17 protein-coding genes are annotated in these 15,008 nt (G+C 60.5%); 12 read left to right on the forward strand and 5 right to left on the reverse strand.

Annotation, left to right across the window (positions count from 1 at the left end; all coding sequences use genetic code 11):
- Positions 1-15 precede the first annotated feature (15 nt).
- The 4 genes from ACHPFG_RS07060 (at position 16) to ACHPFG_RS07075 (ending at position 3,072) form a co-directional block, all read left to right on the forward strand.
- Entirely contained in the window at positions 16-1,293 is a 1,278-nt protein-coding gene (locus ACHPFG_RS07060; RefSeq protein WP_131697287.1) for a flavohemoglobin expression-modulating QEGLA motif protein, read from the forward strand.
- A 27-nt stretch (positions 1,294-1,320) separates the two neighbouring features.
- Complete coding sequence (locus ACHPFG_RS07065; protein WP_431701933.1) at positions 1,321-2,226, forward strand: alpha/beta hydrolase; 906 nt, start codon at positions 1,321-1,323, stop codon at positions 2,224-2,226.
- Entirely contained in the window at positions 2,223-2,549 is a 327-nt protein-coding gene (locus ACHPFG_RS07070; protein ID WP_003172217.1) for a hypothetical protein, read from the forward strand. The genes ACHPFG_RS07065 and ACHPFG_RS07070 overlap by 4 nt, the downstream gene beginning before the upstream one ends.
- Positions 2,550-2,643: 94 nt before the next feature.
- Complete coding sequence (locus tag ACHPFG_RS07075) at positions 2,644-3,072, forward strand: hypothetical protein (RefSeq protein WP_431701934.1); 429 nt, start codon at positions 2,644-2,646, stop codon at positions 3,070-3,072.
- A gap of 408 nt (positions 3,073-3,480) precedes the next feature.
- On the opposite strand, the gene ACHPFG_RS07080 is transcribed toward ACHPFG_RS07075, so the two are convergent.
- From ACHPFG_RS07080 to ACHPFG_RS07090, 3 genes are all read right to left on the reverse strand, one after another.
- On the reverse strand, positions 3,481-4,266 hold the full coding sequence (locus ACHPFG_RS07080; RefSeq protein ID WP_431701935.1) for an OmpA family protein: 786 nt from the start codon (positions 4,264-4,266) through the stop codon (positions 3,481-3,483).
- Positions 4,267-4,321: 55 nt separating this feature from the next.
- Entirely contained in the window at positions 4,322-4,732 is a 411-nt protein-coding gene (locus ACHPFG_RS07085) for a DUF4398 domain-containing protein (protein ID WP_178116714.1), read from the reverse strand.
- Between the two features lie 299 nt (positions 4,733-5,031).
- On the reverse strand, positions 5,032-5,376 hold the full coding sequence (locus tag ACHPFG_RS07090) for a pilin assembly protein (RefSeq protein WP_431701936.1): 345 nt from the start codon (positions 5,374-5,376) through the stop codon (positions 5,032-5,034).
- Positions 5,377-5,559: 183 nt separating this feature from the next.
- On the opposite strand from ACHPFG_RS07090, the gene ppc reads away from it, so the two are divergent.
- The 7 genes from ppc to ACHPFG_RS07125 all read left to right on the forward strand — a co-directional run bounded on the left by ppc (position 5,560) and on the right by ACHPFG_RS07125 (position 12,792).
- Complete coding sequence (ppc, locus tag ACHPFG_RS07095) at positions 5,560-8,205, forward strand: phosphoenolpyruvate carboxylase (protein ID WP_145335080.1); 2,646 nt, start codon at positions 5,560-5,562, stop codon at positions 8,203-8,205.
- A 296-nt stretch (positions 8,206-8,501) separates the two neighbouring features.
- The gene (adk, locus tag ACHPFG_RS07100) at positions 8,502-9,149 is read left to right on the forward strand and encodes an adenylate kinase (RefSeq protein WP_010212617.1); all 648 of its coding nucleotides are present in this window, start codon (positions 8,502-8,504) and stop codon (positions 9,147-9,149) included.
- Between the two features lie 89 nt (positions 9,150-9,238).
- A complete protein-coding gene (tsaB, locus tag ACHPFG_RS07105) occupies positions 9,239-9,925 on the forward strand; it encodes a tRNA (adenosine(37)-N6)-threonylcarbamoyltransferase complex dimerization subunit type 1 TsaB (protein WP_431701937.1) in 687 nt (228 codons plus the stop codon).
- Positions 9,926-10,085: 160 nt separating this feature from the next.
- Positions 10,086-10,376: a hypothetical protein gene (locus tag ACHPFG_RS07110; RefSeq protein ID WP_065926482.1), complete on the forward strand. Its 291-nt coding sequence runs from the start codon at positions 10,086-10,088 to the stop codon at positions 10,374-10,376.
- A complete protein-coding gene (locus tag ACHPFG_RS07115) occupies positions 10,376-11,236 on the forward strand; it encodes a DUF72 domain-containing protein (RefSeq protein WP_431701938.1) in 861 nt (286 codons plus the stop codon). Before ACHPFG_RS07110 ends, ACHPFG_RS07115 begins: the two co-directional genes overlap by 1 nt.
- 26 nt (positions 11,237-11,262) lie before the next feature.
- Complete coding sequence (locus ACHPFG_RS07120; RefSeq protein WP_431701939.1) at positions 11,263-12,090, forward strand: isocitrate lyase/PEP mutase family protein; 828 nt, start codon at positions 11,263-11,265, stop codon at positions 12,088-12,090.
- Positions 12,091-12,093: 3 nt separating this feature from the next.
- Positions 12,094-12,792, forward strand: coding sequence for an extensin family protein (locus tag ACHPFG_RS07125; RefSeq protein ID WP_431701940.1), 699 nt, complete (start codon positions 12,094-12,096; stop codon positions 12,790-12,792).
- On the opposite strand, the gene ACHPFG_RS07130 is transcribed toward ACHPFG_RS07125, so the two are convergent.
- Positions 12,789-13,409: an energy transducer TonB gene (locus ACHPFG_RS07130; RefSeq protein ID WP_131697276.1), complete on the reverse strand. Its 621-nt coding sequence runs from the start codon at positions 13,407-13,409 to the stop codon at positions 12,789-12,791. The genes ACHPFG_RS07125 and ACHPFG_RS07130 overlap by 4 nt on opposite strands.
- Before the next feature lie 96 nt (positions 13,410-13,505).
- Here ACHPFG_RS07130 and ACHPFG_RS07135 point away from each other — a divergent pair, with 96 nt between their 5' ends.
- Positions 13,506-14,288, forward strand: coding sequence for a class I SAM-dependent methyltransferase (locus ACHPFG_RS07135; RefSeq protein ID WP_431701941.1), 783 nt, complete (start codon positions 13,506-13,508; stop codon positions 14,286-14,288).
- Between the two features lie 30 nt (positions 14,289-14,318).
- On the opposite strand, the gene ACHPFG_RS07140 is transcribed toward ACHPFG_RS07135, so the two are convergent.
- Positions 14,319-14,954 (reverse strand): TetR/AcrR family transcriptional regulator, encoded by a 636-nt coding sequence (locus ACHPFG_RS07140; RefSeq protein ID WP_431701942.1) that lies wholly within the window; start codon positions 14,952-14,954, stop codon positions 14,319-14,321.
- Positions 14,955-15,008 lie beyond the last annotated feature (54 nt).

The raw sequence follows: 15,008 nt of genomic DNA on the forward strand, positions 1-15,008 counted from the left end.
AAGAGGAAGCACCGGGTGGACGATTACCAGCAGACGATACGCACCTTGTCCGATCGCATTGTGCTGGCGCAAACACCGATTCGCGTCCTCGACGCTGTGAAGTGGGATGACAACATTCGCCAGGGATTCCTCAAGGCCAAGGGCAAGGCCATGCCCGCCGTGGACCGCGACTATTACCTGAACCGGCCGCTGTCGTTCGACTCCAGTGCGGTAAAACTGGAATTCCAGAACATCGAACGCGACATCACTCGCCGCCTCGGCCAGTTCAGCCCGGTAGGGCAGATCATGCGTCGCATGTGCCGCGAATACCGCATGGTGGTGCGCATGCTCGAAGCCCGCGGCACCGAGGATTTCGGCCTGATTTCCCAGGAACTGTACGGCGCCGCGTCCGATGCCTTCCACGCCGGCGACCCGACCCTGGCTGACCTGGGCCTGATGCTCTCCGACTACCTGAACAATATCGACGGCCGTGGCGACCTCAAGGACGAAGCCAAGACACTCACGGCCAAGGACGCCGTGGCCCTGCTGCAAACCCGCCTGAACAAGGTATTTGGCGAGGCGGAAGAGACCATCCGTGTGTTTGAGTCCGACGGTATCGTCGCCGATGCCGCAGCGGGCGCCGACTACATCAAGATCCGCGCCGACGCGATGTTCAACGACCGCGACGTGCGTGCGCTGGAAGTCCACGAAGGCCTGGTGCATGTGGGTACCACGCTCAACGGTCAGAACCAGCCGATCTGCACGTTTCTGTCCAAGGGCCCTCCGTCGTCCACCGTGACCCAGGAAGGCTTGGCGATCCTGATGGAGATCATCACGTTCGCCTCCTACCCGAGCCGCTTGCGCAAACTGACCAACCGCACCCGTGCCATCCACATGGTGGAAGAGGGCGCGGACTTCCTGCAGGTGTTCGAGTTCTTCCGCGAACAAGGCTTTGAAATGGCCGAAAGCTATGGCAATGCCAGCCGGGTATTCCGTGGCTCTGTGCCGGACGGCCTGCCGTTTACCAAGGATTTGTCCTACCTCAAGGGCTTTATCATGGTTTACAACTACATCCAGCTGGCCGTGCGCAAAGGCAAGCTGGAGCAAGTGCCGCTGCTGTTCTGCGGCAAGACCACCCTGGAAGACATGCGCACCTTGCGCCAACTGGTCGACGAAGGCCTGGTGGTGCCCCCCAAGTACCTGCCCGAACAGTTCCGCGACATGAACGCACTGGCGGCATGGATGTGCTTCTCCAACTTCCTCAACCACTTGAGCCTGGACCGGATCGAGGCGGATTACTCCAATATCCTTTAAACGTTGTTATTCACGAGGCTTCAACGGATGAGAATCCTCGGCATTCTATGCCTGCTACTCACATTGAACGGTTGCAGCTCGTTGCTGTTCTACCCCGAACCCGGCCTGCCGTTCACGCCCGAAAAAGCGCACTTGCAATACCGCGATGTCACCCTCACCACCGCCGACGGTGTGAAGCTGCATGCATGGTGGCTGCCGGCCAAGGCCGGAGTGCCCGTCAAAGGTACGGTACTGCACCTGCACGGCAACGGCGGCAACCTGGCCTGGCACCTGGGGGGCAGTTGGTGGTTGCCGGAACAAGGTTACCAGGTACTGCTGCTGGACTATCGCGGTTATGGGCTGTCGGAAGGCAAGCCCTCATTGCCGGCGATTTATCAGGATGTGGATGCGGCTTTCAGTTGGCTCGACAAGGCTCCCGAAACCCAGGGCCAACCGTTGATCGTGCTCGGCCAAAGCCTCGGCGGCGCGCTGGCGGTGCATTACCTGGCGGAACACCCACAGCGTCAGTCCCAACTCAAAGCCCTGGTACTGGACGGTGTGCCCGCCAGTTATCGTGACGTAGGACAATTCGCCCTGAGCACCTCCTGGTTAACATGGCCATTCCAAGTGCCTTTGTCTTGGTTGGTGCCCGACGCCGACAGCGCGATCAACGCCGTGCCGCAACTGACCGGCGTGCCGAAATTGCTGTTCCACAGTCTGGATGACCCGGTCGTGCCCGTGGCCAACGGTATCCGCCTGTATCAGGCCGCGCCACCGCCACGAGTGTTGCAGTTGACCCGAGGTGGCCATGTGCAAACCTTTGCCGACAAAACCTGGCAAACCGTGATGCTGCGCTATCTGGACGACCCGCAACATTTCAACGGCCTGCGCCGCCTGGGCGAAATTCCGAACTATCCGACTCCTAAAGTTGATCCATCAGAGAGCCCGCAATGAGCGAAGAACGCAACATGATCCCGCTGATCCTCACCGGCATCGGCACCATCATCGGTACTGTCGGTTGTCTGTGGTACTACGGCTATCTGCACTTCGCCAAGCCGGAAGATGCGCTGCTGCTCAGTGACTTCACCATGCTCAAGACTGTGCCTGGTGAGGATTACAAGATCTCCCTTACCCCGGCCGCGCAAGTGGCGCAGTGTGTTGATGGTGTACTGGTAATGTTCGACACCGAGCAGAAAGGCCTGAGTGGTGTGCTGGTAAACAACAAGAAGCAGGCTGTGCGTTGCATGGGGCAGGAAACGCCGCAATTGCAGCAGTAAGCTATCGCATCCCCGCCGTGGGAAAACGCGATGAAACCTGGCGATTAGTCCCTCGATGCACCTGCGATCCTCATAAGACTGGAACCATCTCAATTTGCCAACCACAGATTATGGGCTGATTGGTATTACTGATCGGTCCTTTTTATTAGTTAATGTGGAGTCGATATTTATGGCAGGTATCAACGGAGTATCGGGTGCTGGGAGTGTGGGCAATATTGGTAACGCTGGCGGCGGGGCTCAAGGCGGCCTTGAACAGCAGATTCAGGACTTACAAAGTAAAATTAAGCAACAGCAGTCGCAAGGTTCCCAAGGTGGGCAGGGAAGCGGCGGTGCCGGGGGTGGAGAAAGCCTTGAGGAACTGTTGAAGCAGCTGGAAAAACTGCTTGCACAAGCGAGCCAAGGTGCACAGGCCGGTCAGGGTGCGCAAGACGGTCAGAGTCAGCAAGGCAGTCAAGATGGCGCACAGAGCGGTGCGCAAATCCAGACGCCGGACTACCAGGGGTCAGGCAGGGTTGGCAGCTGATTGGCCGCCTGAGAAAACCCGCCGGTCATAGGCGGGTTTTTTTAGAGTGCAGGAGACGATGAGTCGGCGAAGGATTCTGCACTTGCAGCAACAATCGGCGACGGGTTTATTTGGAACCATGTCGCGTAAGAAGCCACAGAAAGCGGGGTAACTTACACAGATCAGGGCCGAGAAAGTGGCGACAATTGCAAATCCTTTACCTCCTGTACATCCGGCAAGTTCTGAAAGTCAGGCATTTCGCAACCTGCTGAACATGTGCAGGTGTCATGGGGATCTGGAACGGCGGGCCCAACAGGAGCGTAAACCAAAAATTGAGCTGCCAGCGGAGGACACGCACCGTTCTATCCAGTTCGGCGAACCGAAAAAAAACCCACCGTGAGGTGGGTTTTTTTATCCAGCATCAATCAATCAGTTCGCCATGGACGAACGTGGCTTGACGGGCTGGTTGTCGTTGGAGATGGTCACTTCAACACGGCGGTTCATGGCACGGCCCGAGACGCTGCCGTTGTCGGCAACAGGGTATTCCTTGCCATAACCCTGAGTCACGATGCGCGAAATATCCACGCCTTGCTGAGCCAGTGCGCGTTGTACCGATGCCGCGCGGCGCTCCGACAGGCTCTGGTTGTAGGAGTCGGAACCGGTGCTGTCGGTATAGCCTTCGACGATCACCTTACGATCCGGATTGTCACGCAGGAACTGCGCAAGCTTGGTGATGTTCACCAGGCCGCTGGATTTCAGGTCGGACTTGTTGGTAGCGAACAGCACGTCGCCGAATGTCACCAGCGTACCGCGGTCGGTTTGCTTGGCATTCAGGCTGTCCTGCAGCTGCTTGATCTGCGCATCACGGGCCTCAAGCAGTGCACGGGCACGTTCGTCGCCGGCGTTTTTCAGCTTGGCTTCGGATTCGCGCAGCACGATGGTGTCTTTGGCCACTTCAACACGCTGGTTGGTCAGGTAGGCCAGCTGGTCAACTTTCTTCTGGTCTTCCTTGTCGCGGTAAGCCTTGTCAGCCTTGTCCAGCCATTCGCTGGCGTCCTTGGTTTCCAGCGCGGCAAGCTTGGTGGCTTGCGGGTTGGTTTGCAGGGACGAGAAGTTTGTCCGTGCGTTTTCCAGGTTCGCGTTGGGCGGGGTGGAGCAGGCCGCCAGGGCAACGCTCATCGCCAGCAGGGCAGGGATCATCAATTGTTTACGCATAGTCGTGTCGTCCTTTCAATTCGATATCGGGTGCAGTGCAATCAGGCGCGCCGGTTTATTGCTGCTGGATAGCAGCCGGGCGCATACCTTCCTGACGCAGCTCCTGAACAGCTTTCTGGGAATCCTTCACAGCCTGTTCGGCCTTGGCGGCCTGGGACTTGCGCTCTGCAACGCGAGCATCCCATTCGGCTTGTTCGGCCAGGCGACGCGCCTCGTCATAGTTCTTGTCGTGCATGGCGATTTCGGCTTGCTTGAGCTTGTCCTGAGCCGACTTCATCTCTACGGCCGCGTACTCGGTACCGCCCGCGCTGACTGCGCTGTTGACCGCAGATTGAGTCACCGCGTATTGCTCTGTAGGCGGGTTGCCGGCGCAGCCAGCCAAAACGAAGCTGGTGCCGATTGCCAGCGCGGCCAATTTAAGCCCGCGCAGGTGGTTAAACGTGGATTTGGCAGTGCTGGTCTTCATCGTCTTCAACTCCATTGGATAACTCCTGAAAAACATCAAAATCCATCTCAGTCGGTGAGCGGCTGGGGCGCGGCGGTAAAGCACGACGGGCCCTTTCAAACGGCCGTTCCAAGTGATGGCTTACTGGCTGTGACCGGAGGCTTTTTTTAAAAGTTCAGAGAAGATGGCGATTTGCCTAAAAAAATATCTGACCGAGTGGTCAGTGTATTGATCGTGGAACTTTTGCAATGCTCAGCGGTACCGCCGGGCCTGTGAAAGGCCCGGGATACTGAGGGATGCGGGATTTTTCCGCGATGCTGTCAGTGCTTTTGTTCGTCGCTACTCGCCGACATATCATGCAAGTAGCGCCGCGACAGGGTCAGAAAACGCGGGGTAGGGCCGACGTCCTCGTACAGCGGGTCACCCTCCTCATCGGTGGCAATCACCTGCTGCCCCTTGATGTACGGAAAGCTGGCTTCCAGCTCTTCCAGGGCCGCCCCGATCAGTTCGCCGAGCAGTTCTTCGGTGTGGCGCTTGGGGTACATCTCGGCAATGGCCGCCAACCGCGCAGCGGCCTCTACATCCAGATGGATGGCGTACTCGGTCTTGGTCAAGCGACCCTTGGCGTTCTCTTCCCAATGCTGGGCCAGTTCTCGAATTTTCATGGCAACCTCAATAGAACCCGCGATGGCAGGCGGTGATGAGTGACCAGTCGCTCGCCTGGATAACGCGGCGACTCACAATTGAGACTAGCTGCAAGTCACAAGGTTTAAAGTCTTGTCATAAAACGATGCTGGCGGCACTCTGGCAGACCTGCGCGTCCCGGATTTCTGGCTGGAGATTGGCTGATGAGTGATATCGATGCACGCTTGCGTGAGGATGTTCACCTCCTGGGTGAGCTGTTGGGCAACACCATTCGAGAGCAGTACGGCGATGATTTCCTCGACAAGATCGAGCAGATCCGCAAAGGCGCCAAGGCCGACCGCCGCGGAGCCGCCCCGGACAAAGCCGCTGGTGATGAACTGAGCGCCAGCCTCAATCAGTTGCAGGAAGACGAACTGCTGCCCGTGGCGCGGGCCTTCAACCAGTTCCTCAACCTGGCCAATATCGCCGAGCAGTACCAGTTGATTCACCGGCGCGATGAGTCGCAACCGGCACCGTTCGAGTCCCGTGTCTTGCCGGAGTTGCTGGCCCGCCTGCAAGGCGAAGGCCACAGCAACGAGTCCCTGGCCCGTCAGTTGGGACGCCTGGAAATCGAACTGGTCCTCACCGCCCACCCCACCGAAGTGGCGCGTCGCACCCTGATCCAGAAATACGACGCTATCGCCGCGCAACTGGCGTTGCAGGATCACCGTGACCTCACCACCGCTGAGCGCGAGCAGATCCGCCAGCGCCTGCAACGCCTGATCGCTGAAGCCTGGCACACCGAAGAAATCCGTCGCACCCGGCCTACCCCGGTGGATGAAGCCAAGTGGGGCTTCGCGGTGATCGAGCATTCGTTGTGGCACGCCATCCCCAATTATCTGCGCAAGGCCGACCAGGCATTACACGCTGCGACGGGCCTGCGTTTGCCCCTGGAAGCCGCGCCGATCCGCTTTGCGTCGTGGATGGGCGGCGACCGTGACGGCAACCCGAATGTCACCGCGCCGGTCACCCGCGAGGTGTTGCTGCTGGCGCGCTGGATGGCTGCCGACCTGTACCTGCGCGATATCGACCACCTGGCCTCCGAACTGTCGATGCAAAAGGCCAGCCCGGCGTTGCAGGCCAAGGTCGGCGATAGCGTCGAACCCTATCGTGCCCTGCTCAAGCAACTGCGCGAACGCCTGCGCGCCACGCGCCAATGGGCCCATACCGCGTTGAGCAGCAGCACGCCGGCGCCTGCCGAGGTGTTGCAGAACAACCGCGACCTGCTCGAGCCACTGGAGCTTTGCTACCAGTCGCTGCACGAATGCGGCATGGGCGTGATCGCCGACGGCCCGTTGCTCGATTGCCTGCGCCGGGCCGTAACCTTTGGTCTGTTCCTGGTGCGCCTGGATGTACGCCAGGACTCCAGTCGCCATTCGGCGGCCATGACCGAAATCACCGATTATCTGGGCCTGGGCCGGTACGAGGACTGGAACGAAGACATGCGTATCAGCTTCCTGATGAAGGAGCTGGCCAACCGTCGACCGCTGTTGCCGGGCTATTTCAAGCCGTCGGCGGATACGGCCGAAGTGCTCAACACCTGCAAGGAAGTGGCCGCCGCACCTGCCGCATCGTTAGGCTCGTATGTCATCTCCATGGCCGGTGCCGCCTCGGATGTATTGGCGGTGCAGCTGCTGCTTAAAGAGTCGGGCGTTCAACGGCCGATGCGTGTGGTACCGCTGTTCGAAACCCTGGCCGACCTGGATAACGCCGGTCCCGTGATCGAGCAACTGTTGCTGCTGCCGGGCTACCGCGCGCGCTTGCAGGGCCCGCAGGAAGTGATGATCGGCTATTCCGACTCGGCCAAGGACGCCGGCACCACCGCTGCCGCCTGGGCGCAGTACCGCGCCCAGGAGCGGTTGGTGGATATTTGCCGGGAGCAACAGGTGGAATTGCTGTTGTTCCATGGCCGCGGCGGGACCGTCGGGCGTGGCGGCGGCCCGGCCCACGCGGCGATCCTGTCGCAACCGCCGGGTTCGGTGGCGGGGCGTTTCCGTACCACCGAGCAAGGCGAGATGATTCGCTTCAAATTCGGCTTGCCGGACATTGCTGAACAGAACCTCAATCTCTATTTGGCTGCCGTGTTGGAAGCGACGTTGCTGCCACCGCCGCCACCGGAGCCGGCGTGGCGCCACTTGATGGATGAATTGGCGGCCGACGGTGTCAGCGCTTACCGCGCAGTGGTGCGGGAAAATCCGCAATTCGTCGAGTATTTTCGCCAGTCCACCCCCGAGCAGGAGCTGGGCCGTCTACCCTTGGGCAGTCGCCCCGCCAAGCGGCGTGCCGGTGGTATAGAAAGCCTGCGCGCCATTCCGTGGATCTTCGGCTGGACCCAGACCCGCCTGATGCTGCCGGCCTGGCTGGGTTGGGAAGCTGCGTTGAGCAAGGCCCTGGAACGCGGTGAAGGCGAACTGCTGGGGCAGATGCGCGAACAGTGGCCGTTCTTCCGCACCCGCATCGATATGCTGGAAATGGTCCTGGCCAAGGCCGACGCCGATATTGCGCGCCTGTATGACGAGCGCCTGGTGCAGCCGGACCTGTTGCCATTGGGGGCGCACTTACGCGACCTATTGTCGCAGGCATGCGGCGTGGTGCTTGGCCTGACCGGCCAGTCGCAACTGCTGGCCCATAGTCCTGACACCCTGGAGTTCATCCGCCTGCGTAACACCTATCTTGACCCCCTGCACCTGTTGCAGGCCGAGTTGCTGGCGCGCTCGCGTCGCCAGGAAGCCGCGCAAGACAGCCCTCTGGAACAGGCGCTGCTGGTGTCCGTGGCCGGTATTGCGGCCGGCCTGCGCAACACCGGCTGAGGTTTTTTGCGTGTTCTCAAAGGCTTGCGAATAAACCACGACGGCCGCCCTGAAAGGGGTGGTCGGCGTTTACAGCGCTGGTTGCACTCAGGCACACCCTACCTATGACGTACGCGTGGCGCGGGTTCCTGCGACTTTTGGCGGCTTGTGTGGTTAGAGCCTGCTGTGTATCTTGATCAGCCTTTGGCCGTTTGGGCGGCTTGGGCCCATATTTTTATGAGCCACATATTTTTACGAGATTGGCCCCACGCGGCGAATCCGAGCGTCATCTCTATAAAAAATTGAGGAGCACATCGATGCGCGTCATTCTGCTGGGAGCTCCCGGGGCCGGTAAAGGTACTCAGGCAAAGTTCATCACTGAAAAATTCGGCATTCCACAAATCTCCACCGGTGACATGCTGCGCGCAGCCGTCAAGGCCGGCACCGAGCTGGGCCTGATCGCCAAGAGCGTGATGGACAGTGGCGGCCTGGTCTCCGATGACCTGATCATCAACCTGGTCAAGGAACGCATCAGCCAGGAAGACTGCAAGAACGGTTTCCTGTTCGACGGCTTCCCACGCACCATTCCCCAGGCTGAAGCCTTGGTGAAAGCCGGCGTCGAGCTGGACGCCGTGGTCGAAATCGCGGTTGAAGACGAAGAAATCGTCCAGCGTATTGCCGGTCGTCGCGTTCACGAAGCCTCTGGCCGCGTGTACCACACCGTCTACAACCCGCCTAAAGTCGAAGGCAAGGACGATGTCACCGGTGAAGACCTGGTGCAGCGTAAAGACGACACTGAAGAAACCGTGCGTCATCGCCTGTCGGTCTACCATTCCCAGACCAAGCCGCTGGTGGATTTCTACCAGAAGCTGTCCGCAGCCCAGGGCAAGCCGAAGTACAGCCACATCCCAGGTGTCGGCTCGGTGGAAGCCATCACCGCCAAGGTGCTGCAAGCACTGAGCTGATCCTTCGTCGGCTCGATACACAACGGCCCGCTTGCGGGCCGTTGTTGTTTATACTGGCGCACTTTTTTTCGACTTGGACACACACACCGATGAGCACCCTGCTGGCCCTGGACACCGCGACTGAAGCTTGCTCCGTTGCCTTGCTGCATGATGGCAAAGTCACAAGCCACTACGAGGTGATCCCGCGCCTGCACGCGCAGAAGCTGTTGCCGATGATCAAGCAGTTGCTCGAAGACGCTGGCATCACGCTGTCTGCCGTGGACGCCATTGCCTTTGGCCGCGGCCCGGGAGCGTTTACTGGTGTGCGTATCGCCATTGGTGTGGTTCAGGGCCTGGCCTTTGCGTTGGAGCGCCCGGTGCTGCCGGTCTCCAACCTTGCCGTACTGGCTCAGCGCGCTTTGCGCGAACACGGTGCCCGGCAGGTGGCGGCGGCTATCGATGCACGTATGGACGAAGTGTATTGGGGCTGCTACCGCGAAACGGCTGGCGAAATGCGCCTTGTCGGCGTGGAAGCCGTGCAGCCACCGGAATCGGCGGTATTGCCCGCCGATGCCAGCGGTGACTGGTTCGGCGCTGGCACCGGCTGGGGTTATGGCGAGCGTATCGGCGTTCAACCCGCTGGCCAGGACGCCGCCCTGTTGCCTCACGCCGAGGATCTGCTGACCCTGGCGCGCTTTGCGTTCGAACGTGGCGAGGCGATTCCTGCGGATCAGGCTGCACCGGTTTACTTGCGCGATAAAGTGGCGCAGACCAAGGCGGAAAGAGGGATTAGTTGACGCCAAAAATGATGGCAATTTGAGGCAAAAGTCTCCAATCGTCAGAATTTGCCCTCGTTTTTAAACCTTTTTCAAATTATGTGTTCTAGTTATCACCAGAGCATTTGCGCGCGACGGACAGTGCTGCCAAAATGCCATTACTGATAGCGAGTTCGCGCCTATGCGTATTGATGGATTTTCCTCACAGTCGTACCCAATCAAGCGCAAGCCGCGTAAGGCAAACGCCACGGTGGACGACTCCGTCGAGGATTCGCCCGATTTCATCGAGGTCCAATCCGATGCGCAGGCCAGTTCACAAGCCCGCATCAGCGGCGTTCCCGCCCGCCAGCAAGACATGGTCTTCCCGCGCTCCATGAGCAAAAGCGTTGCCACCGCCCTGGCCAGCTACCTGACCACCGCCGGATTTGTCGAATGGGATATGGAAGTGCTGGGTCTCGACATCCACATCTGATGCGCTTGCCTTACTACCTCGGCTGCCCGTCCTGGAGTGAAAACGCCTGGCGCGAGTACTTGTACCCAGCCGACGCCCGCTCCGGCGATTACCTTGCCCTTTATTCCCAGGTCTTCAACGCCGTTGAAGGCAATACTACGTTCTACGCTCGCCCCTCGGCCGCTACCGTGCAGCGCTGGGCTGAAATCATGCCCGAAGATTTTCGCTTCACCGCCAAGTTCCCCGGTGACATCAGTCACGGTGGTGACTTGCGTGAGCAATTGCCGGCAGCGGAAAGTTTTGTCGGTTTGATGAGCCCGCTCGGTGAACGTGTTTCACCGCTATGGCTGCAACTGTCGGCGAGTTTTTCGCCGCAACGCCTGGCTGAACTGGCCGGCTTTATTGATGGCCTGGAACGCCCGATGGCGGTGGAAGTACGCCACCCTGAGTTCTTCGCCAGGGGGGATGCCGAACGTACGCTCAACCGCTTGCTGCGTGATCGAGGTGTCGAGCGCATCTGTCTCGATCCGCGCGCGTTGTTCAGTTGCACGTCAACTTCAGCCGCGGTGCTGCATGCACAATCGAAAAAGCCCAAGGTGCCGCCCCGTCCGGCAGCGCTGACCCAGTTCCCCCAAGTGCGTTTTATCGGTCATCCGGAGCTTGAGGCCAATGACCCGTTCCTGCTCCCGTGGGTGGAAAAAATCGCTGGTTGGATCGAAGAAGGCCGCACGCCCTACGTATTCCTGCACACCTCGGACAACCGCCTGGCCGCACAACTGGCCCTGCGTTTCCACGCCAAGTTGATGGTGCGCCTGCCCGGCCTTCCGGCACTGCCGACGTTGGATCGGCAACCCGAAGCGGAACAACTGGGGTTACTCTAGGGCTCTTTTCCCGCCAGGAGTCAGTCATGGATGCCCAAACCCTTCGCGCCGAAACCTTCAAGGCCCTGCATGAGCGCGACCGCGCCTTCGTGATGCCCAATCCATGGGACGCGGGCTCTGCCGTGATGCTCGCCAGCCTTGGCTTTGAAGCCCTGGCCACGACCAGTGCAGGTTATGCGTTCAGCCTGGGGCGCCCGGACGCGGAAGGGGCATTGTCCCTGGAAGACACCTTGCGCAATGCCGCCATGATCGCCAAGGCTACCGCGCTGCCGGTGGCGGCCGACCTGGAAAACGGTTTCAGCGACACCCCCGAAGGGTGTGCACAGGCCATACTGAGTGCCGCCGGCAGCGGCATCGTCGGTGGCTCTATCGAGGATGCCACCGGCATTGCCGTCGACCCAATCTATCCCTTCGACCTCTCCGTAGAGCGCGTGGAAGCTGCCGTCGCCGCTGCCCGCAGCTTGCCATTCCCCTTCACACTGACGGCCCGCGCGGAAAACCTCCTGCATGGTCGCCTGGATCTGCCCGACACCATTCGCCGCCTGCAGGCCTACGCCGAAGCCGGTGCCGACGTGCTCTATGCGCCGGGCCTGCGCAGTGCCGAGGACGTGCTCGCGGTGGTCAAGGCCGTGGCGCCAAAGCCGGTGAACGTGTTGATGTCCGGCGGCCTGAAACTCAGCGTGGCGCAATTGAGCGCGATGGGGGTAAAGCGCATCAGCGTGGGCTCGGCCATGGCACTGGCGGCCTATGGTGAATTCTACCGAGCGGCCCAGGAAGTGTATGAGCTGGGCACCTTCAGCTTTACCGAGCGCTCGATGCCCTTCAGCAAGGCCAATCAGTTCTTCAAGGACTAAGCCGTGCGTTTTTTCAAAGTGCTGGGTGCACTGCTGGTGCTCGGCGGCGCATTTGCCGTGGGTGTATGGCGTGGCTGGCTGCCGTTGCCGGCTGAATGGAACCCCTGGTCGCCGCTGGATGTACGGTCCAGCCCTAACCTGTTGACCCGCTACAAGTTGGGACGCCTGCAGGACGACCCCGCGCTGTGCGACCAGGTGCTGAAAACCGCTGGCCTGCGGGTCAGCCATCAGGCTGACACGCCCGCCGACGCTGCCTGTCCGCTGCGCAATACCTTGCGTGTGCAGGGGGCAGACGTGGCATTAAGCAGCAGCTTTCTCGCCAGCTGTCCGTTGGCCGTGGCGTTCGCGCTGTTCGAGCGTCATAGCCTGCAGCCAGCGGCGCAGGCGGTGTTCGGCCAAGCGGTGACGCGGGTCGATCACCTGGGCAGTTTTGCCTGTCGCAACATGTATAACCGTGCCGAAGGGCGTCTGAGCCAACATGCGTCCGCGAATGCCCTGGATATCGCCGGGTTTCGCCTGGCGGATGGGCGCAGTATCAGCGTGCTCAAGGATTGGTCGGGGGAGGGTGACAGTGCGCGGTTCCTGCGCCAGGTGCGCGATGGCGCCTGTGATGCTTTCAATGTGGTGTTGAGCCCGGACTACAACGCCGCGCACCGCAACCATTTCCATCTGGACATGGGCCGTTGGTGGGTGTGTCGCTAGGCCGCCAGGCGCAGGTTGTGGGTGATCAGTGGGCGTGCCCAGTGGTAGTCGAAGTCCAGCGCCTTTTGCTGTGCCAGCAGTTCTTCGGTTGGGTAAGGCGTGGCAGGTGGTGGCAACAGGTCCAGTTCGAACTCGGCAATCGGCAAGTGCAGAGGGCGTGGTTCCGGCGCTGGGCCGGGCTCAGGCAGCGGCTGGCCGGCAGTCAGGACGATGGGGCGAACCCAAGTGCTTTCGAAATTCTGCTGGCGTTGTTGAGCGACGATTTCTTCCTGCGGGAATGGCGTGGCGGCCGGTGGCAGCAGCTCGGTTTCGAATTCGGCGATGGGCAGGAACAGCGGCTCAGGTGGGGCGATCTCGGTGTCTTTGACGTCGCACTCACGCTGGGTGAGGATCTGCGACAACAGGTCGGCGCCGGCGCTGGGCTCTACTGCCGGGTCCGCCGGTGCAGGCGCCTTGGCGGCGAGCGCGTCCGGCGTTTCACCGAGCTGCTCGGCCAGCGCCCGGGCGAAGAAGTCCTGCCACACATGACTCACCCCGGCCAGCGCTTGAGTATTGCGCAGGCCGTAGTGGTTATGGGTCGGCAGTACACCGATGGTTAGGGGGAGAATGTCTGACATTTTTCTCGGTCGACGCTCAGCTCTGGCAAAATACCTGACTGTTGTTTTTATCGGCCGTTGTTTGCCGATCCTTAATATTTTTGAGCGTAGCGATTGATGAGCGAACAACCAGCGGCCAGCCGCATCCAGGTCGAGGCCTTGGGCGAAGGTTTCCAGGCCCGGGCCGAGCAGTGGGCTGAACAGCTCGGCTTGCCTTTACAGCTCGCGGAGGCGGATTTTTCCCTGCAGGTAGGGGAGCACGGCCTGCAACTGCAACAGCTTGGGCCTGACGCACCGGGGCCGGTGCGGGTGGACTTTGTCGAAGGCGGCGCGGCTCACCGGCGGCTATATGGCGGCGGCAGCGGGCAGATGATTGCCAAGGCCGTGGGCATTGCCCAAGGCGTGCGCCCCCGTGTATTGGATGCCACGGCCGGTCTGGGCAAGGACGCGTTCGTGCTGGCCAGCCTGGGCTGCGAGATGAGCCTGATCGAGCGCCAACCGCTGATCGGTGCCCTGCTCGAAGATGGCCTGGCGCGCGGCGCGCAGGATTTTGAGGTGGCGCCCATCGTCGCGCGCATGAAGCTGCTCAAGGGCAACTCCATTGACGTGATGCTCAATTGGCAAGGGGAGCCGCCCCAGGTGATTTACCTCGACCCGATGTTCCCTCACCGTGAGAAAACCGCCCTGGTAAAGAAAGAAATGCGCCTGTTCCGCCCGTTGGTGGGCGATGACCCGGACGCACCGTCCTTGCTGGCTGCCGCCCTGGCCCTGGCCAGCCACCGCGTGGTGGTGAAGCGCCCGCGCAAGGCGCCCTGCATCGAGGGGCCCAAGCCGAGCCATGCGCTGGATGGCAAGTCCAGCCGGTATGACATTTATCCCAAGAAAGCACTCAAGCCTTAAAAGGTACGCTAGAACTTGTAGCGAGCCCGCTCAAGGCCTATAGGCCCGCATAAACAACCCCACCACCTCCTGCACATGGGCTTCGGCGGCTTCTTCACTCAGTCGCCCCCCACAGCCATAAAGCAGGCAAAAGTTCGCCGTGCCCTTTAGCAGGCAGAAGAAGTGCTCGGCCGCGGTAAGCGGTCTGTCGATGCTCAGGGCGCCGCTCTGGTCAATCTTGCCGAGCAGGCGTTCCATGCCCTGGAGCATGCGCATGGGCCCGGCTTCAAAGAAGATTTGGGAGAGTTTCACGTCCTGATTGCCGGTGGTCATCATCAGACGATGCAGGTTCACCGACTCTTCACTGTTGATCAGCCGATGGAACCCCCGCCCGATATTCAACAATACCGTTTCCACCGGCATGCCTTCGGGCAGTTCGAAGTACATCACCGGCAATTGTTCCTCGCACTTGGCCACCACAGCGGCGGTGAACAAGGTTTCTTTGTCGGTGAAGTGGCTGTAGACGGTCAGTTTAGACACGCCGGCCTCATGGGCCACGGCATCCATGCTGGTGTTGGCGTAGCCGTTGCTCAAGAACAGGGTTTTCGCTGCCGAGAGGATAGCCTGGCGTTTTGCCATGTCCTTGGGACGCCCAGGGCTATTGGTGTTTACACGATTGTCGGACATTTTCACCTTTAATACTGGACTGGTGAGTTTGGTATTAATAACATACCGGCCAGT

The organism is Pseudomonas sp. BR20 (assembly GCF_050780135.1).
GTDB lineage: Bacteria > Pseudomonadota > Gammaproteobacteria > Pseudomonadales > Pseudomonadaceae > Aquipseudomonas.

What these genes read in the sequence shown, in the direction of transcription:
- ACHPFG_RS07065 (WP_431701933.1), top strand. Translation starts at nt 1,321, where the DNA reads ATGAGAATCCTCGGCATTCTATGCCTGCTACTCACATTGAACGGTTGC.
- ACHPFG_RS07070 (WP_003172217.1), top strand. Translation starts at nt 2,223, where the DNA reads ATGAGCGAAGAACGCAACATGATCCCGCTGATCCTCACCGGCATCGGC.
- ACHPFG_RS07080 (WP_431701935.1), bottom strand. Translation starts at nt 4,266, where the DNA reads ATGCGTAAACAATTGATGATCCCTGCCCTGCTGGCGATGAGCGTTGCC.
- ACHPFG_RS07085 (WP_178116714.1), bottom strand. Translation starts at nt 4,732, where the DNA reads ATGAAGACCAGCACTGCCAAATCCACGTTTAACCACCTGCGCGGGCTT.
- ACHPFG_RS07090 (WP_431701936.1), bottom strand. Translation starts at nt 5,376, where the DNA reads ATGAAAATTCGAGAACTGGCCCAGCATTGGGAAGAGAACGCCAAGGGT.
- ppc (WP_145335080.1), top strand. Translation starts at nt 5,560, where the DNA reads ATGAGTGATATCGATGCACGCTTGCGTGAGGATGTTCACCTCCTGGGT.
- adk (WP_010212617.1), top strand. Translation starts at nt 8,502, where the DNA reads ATGCGCGTCATTCTGCTGGGAGCTCCCGGGGCCGGTAAAGGTACTCAG.
- tsaB (WP_431701937.1), top strand. Translation starts at nt 9,239, where the DNA reads ATGAGCACCCTGCTGGCCCTGGACACCGCGACTGAAGCTTGCTCCGTT.
- ACHPFG_RS07110 (WP_065926482.1), top strand. Translation starts at nt 10,086, where the DNA reads ATGCGTATTGATGGATTTTCCTCACAGTCGTACCCAATCAAGCGCAAG.
- ACHPFG_RS07115 (WP_431701938.1), top strand. Translation starts at nt 10,376, where the DNA reads ATGCGCTTGCCTTACTACCTCGGCTGCCCGTCCTGGAGTGAAAACGCC.
- ACHPFG_RS07120 (WP_431701939.1), top strand. Translation starts at nt 11,263, where the DNA reads ATGGATGCCCAAACCCTTCGCGCCGAAACCTTCAAGGCCCTGCATGAG.
- ACHPFG_RS07130 (WP_131697276.1), bottom strand. Translation starts at nt 13,409, where the DNA reads ATGTCAGACATTCTCCCCCTAACCATCGGTGTACTGCCGACCCATAAC.
- ACHPFG_RS07135 (WP_431701941.1), top strand. Translation starts at nt 13,506, where the DNA reads ATGAGCGAACAACCAGCGGCCAGCCGCATCCAGGTCGAGGCCTTGGGC.
- ACHPFG_RS07140 (WP_431701942.1), bottom strand. Translation starts at nt 14,954, where the DNA reads ATGTCCGACAATCGTGTAAACACCAATAGCCCTGGGCGTCCCAAGGAC.